Source organism: Arthrobacter sp. B10-11, assembly GCF_033142195.1.
Classification (GTDB): Bacteria; Actinomycetota; Actinomycetes; order Actinomycetales; family Micrococcaceae; genus Arthrobacter; species Arthrobacter oryzae_C.
Map to the genome: position 1 here is coordinate 870,229 of NZ_JAWMTH010000002.1, position 13,795 is coordinate 884,023.

Genomic DNA, 13,795 nt, shown 5'->3' on the forward strand with positions numbered 1-13,795 from the left:
TAGTCAAGGTCGCCGACGGGGAGTCGGAAACAGTGCAGCAGTCAGGCGAGTCCGATCACCAGATTGATGGTCGTGGCAAGGATGATGGTGCCGAAGAGATAGGAAAGCAGGCTGTGTTTGAGCGCTTCAGCCCTGATCAGGTGGTTCTGGAGATTCGTGTCCGACACTTGGTACGTCATGCCAAGACTCGTGGCCAAATAGGCGAAATCCGTGTATTGCGGCGGCCGTTCCTGGTTGAAATCGATGCCGCCTGCATCTTTTGCGCCCCGCTTCCCGGGACTGTAGTACAGCTCGGCGTAGCGCAGGGTGAAAAGGGTCTGCACCAGGACCCACGACACCGCGACGCACGCCAGGGCCAACAGCCCGCCGCTCAGTTGCTCTCCGCCGTCGGACCGGTGGGAGTCCACGACGACGACGGCGACTGCGGCCAGGCTGGAAAAGTTGGCCACCAGGATCAGCAGGTCGGTGGTATTGCGTGACGGGTCCTCGGAAGTGGCGTGGGCGCGAGTCTCCGCAGGGCCGAGCCTCCCCACCACAAGCCACACCCAGGCAACGTAGACGAGTGCGGCGCTGCCCCATCCGACGGCCGGCGCCTGCACCCAATGCCCGGACAGCCCGGTGGCCGCCGCGGCGGCCAGGCCGGCAGCAACCATGGCAAGGAACCGCAGCCGGCTTCGTTTGACCTTGGCGGGCAGAGGGCTGGTGTCCATGTGTCGATACTCTAGCCAAACAAACACGTCGGACCGGGCTCCGGACGGCTTTTTCCACATAGCGTCCGGGGGCGTTTCCACCCGGCACGGCCCCGGGGCTAGCCTGAACGGGTCACGAATCGCCGAAACGGGCCTAAATGCACTAAGATATTGAAGTCTGTGCTGCGTCCTGCCTCCGTTTTGGTGACCGGGCGTGCACGGCATCGCAAATGAACCTCCTGTTACGGAAATGCCGTAACCGCTTAGCCCAAAGGAGGTGGGTTCACATATGCGTCCTTACGAATTGATGGTAATCATCGACCCCGAGGTCGAAGAGCGTACCGTTGAGCCAACGCTTCAGAAGTTCCTGAACGTCATCACCAACGATGGTGGAACCATCGAAAAGGTTGACATCTGGGGCCGTCGTCGCCTGGCTTACGAAATCAAGAAGAAGTCTGAAGGTATCTACGCAGTGGTGAACTTCACCGCCAAGCCGGACACCGCCAAGGAACTTGACCGCCAGCTGAGTCTCAATGAGACCATCATGCGCACCAAGATCACCCGCCCCGAAGAGCAGAAGGTCGTTGCTGAGTAATTTCAGCTCCCGGCATTCAATCTTTACCCCGCAGGAACGAACAAGGAGGCAGTAGATGGCAGGCGAAACCACTATTACGGTCATCGGTAATCTCACCAATGACCCCGAACTGAGGTTCACACCGTCAGGTTCGGCAGTAGCGAATTTCACCATCGCTTCTACGCCCCGCACCTTCGATCGCCAGTCGAACGAGTGGAAGGACGGGGAAACCCTGTTCCTCCGCGCTTCGGTGTGGCGTGAAGCAGCCGAAAACGTCGCGGAATCCCTTACAAAGGGCATGCGCGTTATCGTTTCCGGCCGTTTGAAGAGCCGTTCCTACGAAACCAAAGAAGGCGAAAAGCGCACCGTTATCGAGCTCGAAGTCGATGAAATCGGCCCGAGCCTGCGCTACGCCAACGCCAAGGTCAACCGCACCCAGCGCTCCGGCGGTCAGGGTGGTCAGGGTGGCTTCGGCGGCGGCAACAGCGGCGGTGGATTCGGTGGCGGCCAGGGTGCAAACCAGGGCGGCAACACCGGAGGAAACTGGGGCGGCAACCAGCCCGCAGCGCAGGAAGACCCCTGGGCAACGCCTGGTGTCAGCAATGCAGGCGGCGGCTGGGGCAACGGCCCGGATTCCGAACCTCCCTTCTAACCAATAATTCAGGTCCGGCGCCGGAACCCGCCGGGATGCCTCACGGCTCCCGGGTGAGTGCCGCCGTCGAACCACCACCATCCCGTGGATCAATATCCACGGGCTCCCTAGAATAGGAGCTCCACGATGGCTAAGGCTGAACTCCGTAAGCCCAAACCAAAGTCCAACCCCTTGAAGGCCGCTGACATCACTGTCATCGACTACAAGGACGTAGCATTGCTGCGCAAGTTCATCTCCGACCGCGGAAAGATCCGCGCCCGTCGCGTCACTGGCGTCACGGTGCAGGAACAGCGCAAGATCGCACAGGCAATCAAGAACGCCCGCGAAGTTGCCCTGCTGCCTTACTCCGGCGCTGGCCGCGGCTAAGGAAGGGATTAACTAAAATGGCAAAGCTCATTCTGACCCACGAAGTAACCGGTCTCGGTGCTGCTGGCGACGTTGTCGAGGTCAAGGACGGTTACGCACGTAACTACCTGCTGCCCCGCAACTTCGCCCTGACCTGGTCCAAGGGTGGCGAGAAGCAGGTTGAGTCCATCAAGGCTGCCCGTGCCGCCCGCGAGCACGCTTCCCTGGAAGACGCTCAGAAGCAGGCCGCTGCACTCTCCGCCAAGCCGGTCAAGCTCGTTGTCAAGGCTGGCGAGACCGGACGCCTGTTCGGCACCGTCAAGCAGGGCGACGTAGCCGACGCTGTTGAGGCCGCTGGCCTCGGCCGCATCGACAAGCGCAAGGTTGAACTGCCGGCACACATCAAGTCGGTCGGTTCCTACCAGGCCAACGTTCGTCTGCACGACGACGTTGCCGCTGTGATCGAACTCGACGTAGTCGCAGGCAAGTAGTTCTTCCGGCTTTTCGCCAGAGCTCTACGCAGTCCTGAACTGCTGAAGGCCCCCGCATTCGGATTCCGTTGGGAAACCGGACGCGGGGGCCTTTGTTCTTAAGGCCCGTCGGTCCCGGGGCTAGTCCTGGTGCATCACGGTGGTGGAGTGCCGGTGGCCTGCCCGGATGAGTTCCGCCAGGACCGTTTCGTCCACGTCCTCGAGCTTGTTGACGTAGAGGCATCCAGCGCCCACCTTGTGCTTGCCGAGCCGCGGCAGCAGTTCTGCGGCCTCGGGCGCGTAGGTGAGTCCGTACAGTGAAATGCTCCCCTTCCGCGGTGAGAAACCGACGGCCACTGTGTCCCCCTCGCGGCCGCTTTCGTAGCGGTAGTGGTAACTGCCGAATCCCACGATGCCGGGACCCCACATCACGGGCACTTCGCCGGTGTTTTCCTTCATGAGGGCCAGCAGCCTCAGGCCGTCCCGCTGGCGTGTGGGGTTCTCCACGCCGTCTAGGAAGTCCTCCACGGAGGCGTCGGTTGCCTGGGTCTTGTTTTCAGCCATGACGGCAGTCTGGCAGACGCCGCTGCGCTTGTCAGCAGGCCCGACCTCGGGGGGCGGTGCCGCGGAATAAACCCGAGGGTTGGCTGGTTGAGTGGATAGATGCAAACGCATATAATCTAAGAGAACCGCTTACCTTCAGGAGCAAACCGTGGAAACCCGCCGCATCACCGTCCTCTCCGCCGGACTTGGCGTACCGTCGTCGAGCAGGTTGCTGGCCGATCAACTGGCTGCTTCAGTCGAACGCCGGCTGGTTGCTGCCGGCTTTGCAGTGACCGTTGACGTGGTGGAACTCCGCGATCTCGCCGTGGACATTGCCAACAATTTCGTGACCGGTTACGCGGCGCCCCGGCTGGCCGACGTGATTGCCGGCGTGGCGGACTCAGATGGCATCATTGCCGTCACCCCGGTCTTCAGCGCCTCCTATAGCGGCCTCTTCAAGTCCTTCTTCGACGTCCTGGATCCGAAATCGCTCGAGGGCAAGGCTGTCCTCCTTGGCGCAACCGGGGGCACCGACCGCCACCAGATGGTTCTGGACTATGCGATGCGCCCGCTCTTCAGCTACCTGCGGACCCGCACAGCCGCCACGGGCGTCTTCGCCGGTCCCCAGGACTGGGGCAGCACGGACGACGGCGGCTCGCCCCTTTCGGTGCGGATCGACCGGGCAGCGGATGAGTTCGCCGGACTCGTCAAGGACGCCCGGCCGCGGCGGACGCCGCAGGCCGCCGGGTCGCTGCCGTTTGAGCAGCTCCTGGCCGGGATCTCCGGCGGCCGCTAGGCTGCCGGCGCCAGGTCCCCGGCAGCAGCCCGGTGCCCGCCGAACTAATCGAAGGTTCCAGTCGTTGAGCGGGACATGAAATGTCCTGTGGATTCTATAGACCTGGTAATGAGTGAGCGCAGCGGCGTGGAGATCGACTACTGCCCGCAGTGCCGGGGCGTGTGGCTTGACCGCGGTGAACTGGACAAGATCATAGACCGCGCGGCTGAGATGGCAGGTCCGGCTCCCGCGGCTCCGCCGGCCACCCCTCCTGCTCCCGGGCTTATTCCGCCGCCGCTGTACGGCAACCTGGACCCTCGCCGGGATGACCGGCGGCCGGACGATCGACGCTATGACGACCGCCGGGAACGGCCCCGGTACGACCAGCCGCGCTATGACGACCGCCGGTATGACGACCGCCGGCGGCCCAAGAAGAAGGAAGGCTGGCTCGGCGAGCTCTTTGATTTCTGAGGCCTGATTTCTGCGGCCTGCCAGTACCGGCGTCCCGGTGGATCAATCGTCCCGGTGGATCAATCGTCGAGCAGGGCGATGAACTCCCTGGCCTGTTTCATGGAGATGTCTGAGTGCCGCGTCAGCGCCGTTGCTGCCGCTTCGGTGTCGCCGCTCCTGGCCAGGGTGCGGATCCGGCCGTAGATTTCGTCGTTCAGCATGTTGCTGCTGACCTCGCGGGTCACATCGCCCTTGCTGGCGATGGCCCGGTAGCGGTAGGGGAAGTGCTGGGGAGTGTCGTCGTCGTCGGGATCCGGCGCCTCAGGGGCCGCTGAACGGAACGGCTGCGGATGGGCGGCCAGGGCGCCGACGGCGTCGCGGGAGGCCCGCAGGCCCTCGCCAGAGGCTTCGTAGTACAGCTTGATGGCCGCCATGGCCTGGCCCTGGGCGATGAGGGCGTAAAGGCGCCGGTGCTGGTCCTCAGTGAGCTTGGCTGCCGCGGCACGGGCGCGTTCCACCGGATCTCCGGGCGCGGTGGTGCCGCCTGCCGGGGTCGTGGACCCCTTGGCGCTGTCCGCCTTCGCCCCGCCTGCGCCGGCGGTGGAAACCCCGGAGCCGGCGGTTCGCCGTCCCCAGGCGCGTGCCACCAGCAGGACGGCGGCACCCGCAAGCAGCAGGATCAGGACGGGGATGACTAGCGATTCCATTGCTACAGCCGATCTATGTAATTCTTGGCGGTCAAAAGATCTGAATGCGTTGCCTGCCGCAGCATTTTGATGGCTTGGAGTTTCCGGCCATTGCGGACCATGGACTGAAGCTGCAGGGCGAACTGCGGGTTCAATTGGCCGCCGGGTAGCACAGGACCCTGGTAGCCGTGCATTCCCACGCCCGGGCCTGACCCGGCCTGGGCGCGCAAGGCCGCACGCGCATGGTCGGCCTGCTGTGATTGCTGCTGCTCGTTTTGGCTAGGGCGGGTGGCCGCATCAACGCGCGCCCTCGCCGCCGTGGCGGCCTTCACCTGTGAGGCGTAGTGCGCCTGGGACCGGAGGGCCAGTTCCAGCTGGTAGCGCTCTGCGTCGGAGATGCCGGAGTCCCGCGGTTTGAGTGCCGTGGAAACCGCCCAGATCACTGCCACAAGGATGAGGGCAGGCAGGATAACTATCAACACATCGCCCATACCAAGAGCTTATGCCAGTTCGCCGTTATCCACAGCATATTCTGACGGGCGCATACAGCGCCGCGGTGCAGGCGTCAATTCGCCCCCGCGATGGTGGCGTACATCACAGAATGGGCATGTTTGGCTCCTGACGCGCCGGATTACTGGCCGGTATCCCCAGTGGGAACCTGAAAGCTGTGGATGAATGTTCCCCAAAAATATCTTTCATCCACAAGTCATTTGGAACGTTTCCGCAGGTCAGGGGCCTGCCGGTCGCCAAACTTTTTTTATTTCCACAGGTTGCCACACAGGCTGTGCACAAGCAGGGGCACGTAGTCCACAACTTATCCACAGCTGTGCATGTATGTGGGCTTGGTGGCCGCGACAAGGGGTACTAACGTAGCGGGATACCTGTTTTTGGGGCATAAGCACGTGATTTCCACCGTCCGGCCGAAGCCTTCGGCGTACACCAGGCGGCGGGCCCGGATGCTCGATTGTGGATAACCTCCGCAAACTGGGGATAACTGGATTTACCGCCGAAACAGCCGGTGCCGGCCCGGCCCTTGGAAGGGCTGTCAGTGCCGGCTGGTAGTACTGGACCTGCCAGGCAGCGGGGCTCCGCTGCGCAGGCCACCCGACGACAGATAGCTACAGCACCGACGGCAAGAGAACCCGCCGCGGTACACAACGGAGGACGGCAGCTTTGTCAGTTACGCACCTGGACTCAATCGAGGGCACCCGGAGTTCCGAAGGCAGCCGCAAGCCGCCGCAGGACATTCCCGCCGAGCAATCCGTCCTGGGCGGCATGATGCTGTCCAAGGACGCCATTGCCGATGTCGTTGAGATCCTGCGGGGCCAGGACTTCTACCGTCCCGCCCACGAGACCATCTACGAGGCCGTGATTGACCTCTACGGCCGCGGCGAGCCCGCCGATGCCGTGACGGTGTCCGACGAGCTCACCAAGCGCGGCGAGATCAACAGGATCGGCGGACCCGCGTACTTGCACGAACTCATCCAGACCGTCCCCACGGCGGCCAACGCCGGATACTATGCGGAAATCGTTGCGGAGCGTGCCGTCCTGCGCCGGCTGGTCAATGCCGGGACCAAGATCGTCCAGCTTGGCTACGGCTCTGACGGCGAAGTGGAAGACCTCGTCAACCAGGCGCAGGCCGAGGTGTACGCCGTGGCCGAGCGGCGCACCGCCGAAGACTATGTGGTCCTCAAGGACGTCATGGAATCCACGGTGGACGAGATTGAGGCCTCCGGCCACCGCGGCGAGGGGATGGTGGGCGTCCCCACGGGCTTCTACGAACTGGATGAGCTCACCCACGGCCTGCACCCGGGCCAGATGATCGTTATCGCGGCCCGCCCGGCAGTCGGTAAGTCCACGTTCGCACTGGACTTCGCCCGGTCCGCTGCGATCAAGAACAACCTGGCCACGGTGATGTTCTCGCTGGAAATGGGCCGGAACGAAATTGCCATGCGCCTCCTCTCCGCGGAAGCCACCATTGGCCTCCAGGACCTCCGCAAGGGCACCATCAAGGACGAGCAATGGTCCAAGATCGCCACCACCATGGGCCGGATGAACGACGCCCCGCTGTTCATTGACGACAGCCCCAACATGTCGCTGATGGAGATCCGGGCGAAATGCCGCCGGCTCAAGCAGCAGCACGACCTCAAGCTGGTCATCCTTGACTACTTGCAGCTCATGAGCTCCGGCAAGAAGGTGGAGTCCCGCCAGCAGGAAGTCTCCGAGTTCTCCCGTGCGCTGAAGCTGCTGGCCAAGGAACTCCAGGTGCCCGTGATTGCCCTGTCGCAGTTGAACCGTGGCTCTGAACAGCGCCAGGACAAGCGGCCGATGGTCTCTGACCTCCGTGAATCGGGCTCCATCGAGCAGGATGCCGACATGGTCATCCTGCTTCACCGTGAGGACGTCTACGACAAGGAATCGCCGCGGGCCGGTGAGGCGGACATCCTGATCGCCAAGCACCGTAACGGCCCCACCAAGGACATCGTGGTGGCCTTCCAGGGCCACTACTCGCGGTTCGCCAACATGGCGGCCGACGCCGGAGGCGGCGGCTTCTAGCGGCTACTGGCCACCGGCCCACGGGGTCTCCTGGACTCCGCCCGTGGTGAGAAGGTGATTGGGCAGCCGGTTCCCCGGCGCCCGGCCCCGGATCTCCAGAAGTTCCCGGGCGTGGGCATGGAGGCGCTTGTCCTCGTCGGAGACCGGAACCCACGGCGGAATCGGCACCGAGTTTCCTGCTGCGTCCCTCGCCACCATGACGGTCAGGCAATACGTGGTCAGGTTCATCTCCCGGCCCTTGGGATCCCCGGACCGGACGTGGACAGCAATATGCATCCCCTTGGTGCCGGTGTACACGAGCCGCGCCTCCACCTCCACCACGTGGCCGATCAGCAACGGCCGGTAGAAGCGCACCCCGCCCGAAAACACCGCGACGGTGTCCCTGCCGCAGTACCGGGAAGCACAGACATAGGCGGCCTCGTCGATCCATTTCATGACGATGCCGCCGTGCACCTTGCCGCCCCAGTTCACGTCCGTGGGGGCTGCCATGAAGCGGAGGACCACGCGTTCGGCGGTGCCGGCGTCCGTATATTCCTGTGCGTTCATCGCCTGGACGATGTCCTCGCGCACCTTGATGCGGGCCAGGGCGTGGTCCCGCTGCTCGATCTCCTCCGGGGTGGAAGGTTCGAACTGCGGCACGGGCACAGGCTTGCCGTCAGGGCCGACGGCCACGAAAATCACCATGCACTGGCTGCGCATGGTGGCCGGTCCGCCCTTGGGATCGCCGGAGGACACCACCGTGCGGATGTGCATGGAAGACCGCCCGGTGTAGACGATCGTGGCGGTGACTTCCACCATGTCGCCGCTGTTGACCGGATCCGCAAAGTGGATGTTGCCCACGTAGGCCGTGACGCAATACGACTTGGCCCAGCCGACTGCTGCGGCGTAGGCCGCCTTGTCCACCCACTCAAGAACCGTGCCGGCGTCCACGGAGCCGCTGTGGCCGACGTCCATGGGGGCCGCAAGGAAGCGGAGGGTCACTGAATTGGCGGCAGTCTCGCTCATGCTGAGAGTTTACTGATCACCCGGCATACCGGCGGGTCGGACTGACACAAACGCCGCCCCACCCGCCATATGCGGGTGGGGCGGCGTCCGTTCGGGGGTGGGTTCCTTAGCGGGCTCCGGTGTAGGCGATGTCCGGCTGGGACGGCATCTCCATGCCCTCACCGATGAAGAAGCCCGGGTGCGGGGGCTGGTTGTAGGAGACGTTCTCCCGGGCCACCGAGAGGCGGTACACGGGATCGTGCATCAGGGTCCGCAGGCGGACGTCAGTGGCGGCTGCGGTGGTGTAGATCCGCAGTTCCGAGCTGTCCGACGACGGCCAGGCGATTTCCTCACGCCAGTCACCCAGGAGGTCCGCCTGGATGGCTGGATTGCCCTTGGTGCCGTTGTTGGATTTGGCGCCAGCGGCCGTCAGCAGCTTGTCACTGGAGGCGGTATTCCAGTTCCACTTGCTGATGGTGGGCACCCCGCTGTACGTGGCGTCGTCGAAATCGTGGTCCACTATCTCGCGCAGCAGGTCACCGTCCCACCATGCCAGGAAGTTGGCGGCGGGAATCTTCTCAGCGATCAGCTCACCCTTGGCTGACATCAGCTGGCCCACGGGCGAGTTCCATGCCGCGGTGCCGCCGATGGCCCATCCTTCGGCTCCCGCATGGCGGGGGTCGATGTCGCCGGCTGCGCCGCGGCCGGTGTCCTTCAACGCCGGGATGCTCCACAGGACTTCACCGGTCCGGGAATCCCGGAATGTCGCGCCGCGGTTCCCGCTGGAACCCATGTCCTCGTGCACCGCGAAAGTCTCCAGCCCGGGCCGCGACGGATCGAGGTCGCTGGTGTGGATCGCGTCGCCGTGGCCCAGGCCCGTGGTGTAGAGCGGCTGGCCGTTGTCATCGATGGTCATGGAGCCGAAGACGAACTCGTCCTTGCCGTCCGCATCCACGTCCGCCACGGAAAGGTTGTGGTTGCCCTGCCCGCGGTACTGCGTGCCGGATACATCCGAGTCGAAGATCCAGCGCTTGATGATCTTGCCCGCCACGAGGTCGTATGTCGCCAGCACGGCGCGCGTGTAGTAGCCGCGGCTGAACATCATGGACGGGTGTTCGCCGTCAAGGTATGCCACTGCCGCGAGGAAGCGGTCCACGCGGTTGCCGTAGCCGTCGCCCCAGGCCGCCACGTCGCCGCGCGGCGGGTCGTACTTCACGGTGTCCATGATGGTGCCGGTCTGTCCGTGGAAAACGGTAAGGAACTCGTCGCCGGTGAGGACGTAGCCGCTGCTTGTCCTGTAGTCGGCGTTCGGGTTGCCGATCACTGTTCCGGCCGCGTCCCGGGTGCCGTCCGCCGTCTTCATGGCGATTTCGGCCTTGCCGTCGCCGTCGAAGTCGTAGGCGAGCAGCTGGGTGTAGTGGGCGCCGGCACGGATGTTCGGGCCCATGTTGATGCGCCAGAGCTTGGTGCCGTCCATCCTGTACGCGTCGACGTACACCGTGCCGGTGTAGCCGGCCTGCGAGTTGTCCTTGGAATTGGAGGGGGACCACATCTGGATGACTTCGTAGGCGCCGTCGCCGTCGACGTCGGCCACGCTGGCATCTCCGGCGGAGTAGCTGTAGGGCTGCCCGTCCTTGGTGTAGTCGTCCGCGGGCTTGTCCAGCTTGATGGCCAGGTAGTTCCGGGACATTGGCGTGAACTCGGCCGTCAGCTGGTCTGCGCCGGCGCCCACAGCCTTGACCACGTAGGTGGATGTGGCCGTTCCGCCGGCGTCAAGGTAGGAGGTGCTGTTCCGGACCGGATCCACGGTGAGCTGGACGCCGTCGCGGATGACGTGGAAGCCGATCTGTTCGGGATCCAGGCCCAGCATCCGCCAGCTGACGCGGACGCCTTCTTCCGTCAGCAGGGCCACGGGGGCGCGGTCCAGCGTCTCCGCCTGCCGGTTCACCACCGTGACCCTGTCCGTGCCGATCACGGGTGACGGTGCCGACTCGCCGCCCTTGTTGACAGCCGTAACGCGGTAGTAGTACTTGATGGTGGTCAGCACCGTTGTGTCCGTGAAGGTCACCTCGGTGGCGCGTCCGGCGTAGGCGAAGGTGCCGTCTGCCGACGTCGAACGGTACACATGGTAGGCCGCTGCCCCGCTAACCTTCTGCCACTTGAGGCTGACGCTGCTCTTCTCGATGCCCTTGATGTCCACCTTGGCCGGGGCCGCGGGACGTGGCGTGTTCGGGTCCGTCAGGGACACCTCCACGGTGTTTGACGGCACTGACTCGAGGCCGGTGTTGTCCACGGCGATGACGTAGTACTTGTAGGGGAGCCCTGCGAACGCCGTGGTGTCCTTGAAGGCCGTTTCGGTGACGTGTTCAGCAACAAGCTGCGGCTGCGCCTCGAAGTTTGCCTGCCGGAACACCTTGTAGCTGGCGGCGTCGGCAACGGCGTCCCAGGCGAGTTCCACTGCCGCCGGATCAGCCGCGGCATCCACGGCGGTGGTCCGCAGGTTGGTGGGGCCCACCAGGAGGGGTGTGACTTCCAGGCCGTTGAGCCGCTGGCCGGAACCGCTGATGGTGACATTGAGCTGGCCGTCGGTCACCAGGACCTGGCTGACGATTTTCTCCGCAGAGGAGGCCTTGCCGGATGAGACCTGCCCATAGCCCTTGCCTTCCACCGCCACGTCCGTGCGGGTCGAGCCGATCCAGTCGCTGTGATAGGTCTTCACTGCGTAGGTTCCGTTGGGCACGTCCAGCTGGAATTCGAAGCTGGAGCCGCTGAGCACGAAGTCGCGGAGCAGGTTGGTGGTGACGTCACCGCGGTCCCGGTCACCGAGGACCGAGAGATCCTTGAAGCCGTAACCGCGAGCCTTGCTGTACGCCATGGTGCGGTTGACTTCGGTGTAGCCGGCCTCCACGGGGGCGCCCACGGGGCCGAAGTCGAACTTGTACTTGGCCTCTTTGGTGGTGAGGGCCAGGGCATCGCTGGGCTCGGACAGGCCCTTTCCGTTCATGGCAGCGATCCGCACGCTGTAGGCGGTTCCTTCAGCCAGGCCCGCGAGGTTTGCTGTCGGGACGGTTGCCGTAGTGGCCAGCGTGAAGGCGCTGTCCGGTTCGGAGGCCAGCTTCCGGTACACCTTGTAGATGTCCGCGCCGTCGGTGGGCTGCCATTTGAGCAGGGCGCCGGCATTGGAGATGCTGCCGGCCACCAGGCCAAGGGGCTTGGCGGGAACGGCCGACGGCGGGATGACCTCCTTGGCGCGTGCGGCCAGCGGGATGCTGAGCTGCTTGACGCCGCCCGCCAGCAGGCGTGCCATCTGGATGGCGCCGTACTCCTGGAAGTGGGTGTTATCCACGGTTCCGTTCGGCCGGTTGGGGTACACGCCGGCATCCACGTGGAGGAAGACCGACTTGGTGTCCTCCGGGCCGATTTCATCGAAATAGGCGCGGCTCAGGGCGGACAGATCCACCAGTGCCACGTTCTCTTCGGCGGCCAGTTCCTTCATCTTGGCCACGTACTCGGGGAAGCTGACGTTGAATTTGCCGGTGGCCTCGTCGAAGTCACGCCGTCCCACCGGTGTGACCAGGACAGGTGTGGCTCCCCGCTGGCGGGTTCCGTTGACGTAGGTGCGGAGGTACTCCTTGTAGTCCGCAGGCGACGCGTACCGGTCATCAACACCCACCGTGGCATCGTTGTGGCCGAACTGCACCATCAGGTAGTCGCCGGGGTTGATGACGCGCAGGATTTCATCCAGCCGGCCCTGGCTGATGAAGTTCTTGGAGCTGCGTCCGCCGATCGCGTGGTTGAAAAAGGAAACCTCGTCATCGAAGTAGCGGTTGATCATCTGGCCCCAGCCGGCCTGCGGGATGTAGCCGGCGTCGTAGGTCTGCACGGTGGAGTCGCCCGCGAGGTAGACGGCAGGATCCGCAGTGGCGGTCCGCGGTGCACGGGCAGCGATGACGAGTGAGTTGATCTTGGCCGCGCTGCCGCTGAAATCGAGGTTCAGCTGCCCGTCCACAAGCGAGATGGGGAATTCCATTTCCAGGTACTGGCCCGCCGGCTTGTCCGTGAGCTGGACTTTGGCCATCTTCTCGGCGGTGATGGCGATATTCGTTGCCGCTGCGGCGTCGCCGGCAATGAGTTTGACGGTGTAATCGCCGTTGGGGAGGTCCACCAGAAAGCTGCCGCCCTGGGTCTGGACAAAGTCGGACCGCAACGGGTCGGGGGTGCCGCGGTCTTCACCGGACGTCAGGGTGGTGTCCGTGAAACCGAACGTCGCTGCGGCGCTGTACGCCTGACCGGCCTCCACCCGGGTATAGCCGTCAGCGGCGGCCCCCGGTCCGAAGTCGAAGCGGAAGCCTGAACCGGCGGGCGGCAGCGGCGTTTCCGCGTGGACCGCGGGGAGGCCCGTGAACGCTACGGCCGCGGCCGCCACTGCGGCTGTGACGGTCCTGGCGCCGGGGATCCGCGCTCCGGAGAAACGGCCTTTGCCGGCTCCGCGGGCGACGCGGCCGTTCCCGTCGTCGTTCCCGTTACGGGTTGCGGACCGTCCTTCCGGCGGGAGGCCGGAACGGCCGTCCTGCCGGATGCTTTGTTGCGGGGGATAGCTCACGAACATCTCCTTTGATGGCCTGTGGAAAATACCAACCACAGTGTTGGGCTTTGTATCGTTTCAATACTTCGATGCGGAACGGAACGGGACGGAAGTGGAGTCGGACCATGGATCCCCGGGGCGTTCAGTGCGCCGGCGGCATCGAATGGTGCCAGTGATTAATATCTGGCATTTCATCCGCGCGGTCCAAGGCTGCAGCCAGGTGGTGCTGGAGTTGCCTGCAGGCAAGGCCTGTATTGCCCTGAGGTATTGGAACAGGTTTATCAGTGGATCGTTTCAAAGGTCAAGGATTTTTGTTTCATTTCTGTGAGTTTTTGTTCGGTGATGTCACAACCTAGTCAAAAGTGTTTGCCGTGAGTTGATACTCATGCCAGGGCAGAAAGATTCCCGCAGTGTCCAGCCCTGACAATTCCAGGCGAATGGCTTGTGTTTCGGTCATGGACGACGGCGGGCCGGCCACTTGCGTGA

13 protein-coding genes are annotated in these 13,795 nt (G+C 64.1%); 7 read left to right on the forward strand and 6 right to left on the reverse strand.

Features of this window, described 5'->3' with window-relative positions:
- Positions 1 to 41: 41 nt before the first annotated feature.
- Positions 42 to 710 carry a DUF1345 domain-containing protein gene (locus RW112_RS09685; protein WP_317781536.1) on the reverse strand — a complete coding sequence of 223 codons (669 nt, stop codon included), beginning with the start codon at positions 708 to 710 and terminating at the stop codon, positions 42 to 44.
- Positions 711 to 978: 268 nt separating this feature from the next.
- Here RW112_RS09685 and rpsF point away from each other — a divergent pair, with 268 nt between their 5' ends.
- The 4 genes from rpsF to rplI all read left to right on the forward strand — a co-directional run bounded on the left by rpsF (position 979) and on the right by rplI (position 2,751).
- Entirely contained in the window at positions 979 to 1,284 is a 306-nt protein-coding gene (gene rpsF / locus RW112_RS09690; RefSeq protein WP_055802737.1) for a 30S ribosomal protein S6, read from the forward strand.
- A 55-nt stretch (positions 1,285 to 1,339) separates the two neighbouring features.
- Positions 1,340 to 1,915 (forward strand): single-stranded DNA-binding protein, encoded by a 576-nt coding sequence (locus RW112_RS09695; protein ID WP_317781537.1) that lies wholly within the window; start codon positions 1,340 to 1,342, stop codon positions 1,913 to 1,915.
- Between the two features lie 126 nt (positions 1,916 to 2,041).
- On the forward strand, positions 2,042 to 2,281 hold the full coding sequence (rpsR, locus tag RW112_RS09700; RefSeq protein ID WP_003800144.1) for a 30S ribosomal protein S18: 240 nt from the start codon (positions 2,042 to 2,044) through the stop codon (positions 2,279 to 2,281).
- A 17-nt stretch (positions 2,282 to 2,298) separates the two neighbouring features.
- A complete protein-coding gene (gene rplI / locus RW112_RS09705) occupies positions 2,299 to 2,751 on the forward strand; it encodes a 50S ribosomal protein L9 (protein WP_050057159.1) in 453 nt (150 codons plus the stop codon).
- 120 nt (positions 2,752 to 2,871) lie between these two features.
- Here the strand turns inward: rplI and RW112_RS09710 are convergent, their stop codons facing one another.
- The gene (locus RW112_RS09710) at positions 2,872 to 3,294 is read right to left on the reverse strand and encodes a DUF1801 domain-containing protein (RefSeq protein WP_317781538.1); all 423 of its coding nucleotides are present in this window, start codon (positions 3,292 to 3,294) and stop codon (positions 2,872 to 2,874) included.
- A gap of 148 nt (positions 3,295 to 3,442) precedes the next feature.
- On the opposite strand from RW112_RS09710, the gene RW112_RS09715 reads away from it, so the two are divergent.
- Both RW112_RS09715 and RW112_RS09720 read left to right on the forward strand, forming a co-directional pair.
- Positions 3,443 to 4,069: an FMN reductase gene (locus RW112_RS09715; RefSeq protein ID WP_317781539.1), complete on the forward strand. Its 627-nt coding sequence runs from the start codon at positions 3,443 to 3,445 to the stop codon at positions 4,067 to 4,069.
- A 75-nt stretch (positions 4,070 to 4,144) separates the two neighbouring features.
- Positions 4,145 to 4,519, forward strand: a complete 375-nt coding sequence (locus RW112_RS09720) for a zf-TFIIB domain-containing protein (RefSeq protein WP_317781540.1) — start codon at positions 4,145 to 4,147, stop codon at positions 4,517 to 4,519.
- 59 nt (positions 4,520 to 4,578) lie between these two features.
- Here RW112_RS09720 and RW112_RS09725 read toward each other — a convergent pair whose 3' ends face one another.
- Both RW112_RS09725 and RW112_RS09730 read right to left on the reverse strand, forming a co-directional pair.
- The gene (locus tag RW112_RS09725) at positions 4,579 to 5,205 is read right to left on the reverse strand and encodes a hypothetical protein (protein ID WP_317781541.1); all 627 of its coding nucleotides are present in this window, start codon (positions 5,203 to 5,205) and stop codon (positions 4,579 to 4,581) included.
- Positions 5,206 to 5,207: 2 nt separating this feature from the next.
- Positions 5,208 to 5,675, reverse strand: coding sequence for a hypothetical protein (locus RW112_RS09730; protein ID WP_317781542.1), 468 nt, complete (start codon positions 5,673 to 5,675; stop codon positions 5,208 to 5,210).
- Between the two features lie 682 nt (positions 5,676 to 6,357).
- Between RW112_RS09730 and dnaB the strand changes: the two genes are divergently transcribed.
- Positions 6,358 to 7,740: a replicative DNA helicase gene (gene dnaB, locus RW112_RS09735; protein ID WP_043479700.1), complete on the forward strand. Its 1,383-nt coding sequence runs from the start codon at positions 6,358 to 6,360 to the stop codon at positions 7,738 to 7,740.
- Positions 7,741 to 7,743: 3 nt separating this feature from the next.
- On the opposite strand, the gene RW112_RS09740 is transcribed toward dnaB, so the two are convergent.
- Positions 7,744 to 8,745 (reverse strand): acyl-CoA thioesterase, encoded by a 1,002-nt coding sequence (locus RW112_RS09740; protein WP_317781543.1) that lies wholly within the window; start codon positions 8,743 to 8,745, stop codon positions 7,744 to 7,746.
- A gap of 106 nt (positions 8,746 to 8,851) precedes the next feature.
- Positions 8,852 to 13,327, reverse strand: coding sequence for a fibronectin type III domain-containing protein (locus tag RW112_RS09745; RefSeq protein ID WP_317781544.1), 4,476 nt, complete (start codon positions 13,325 to 13,327; stop codon positions 8,852 to 8,854).
- Positions 13,328 to 13,795 lie beyond the last annotated feature (468 nt).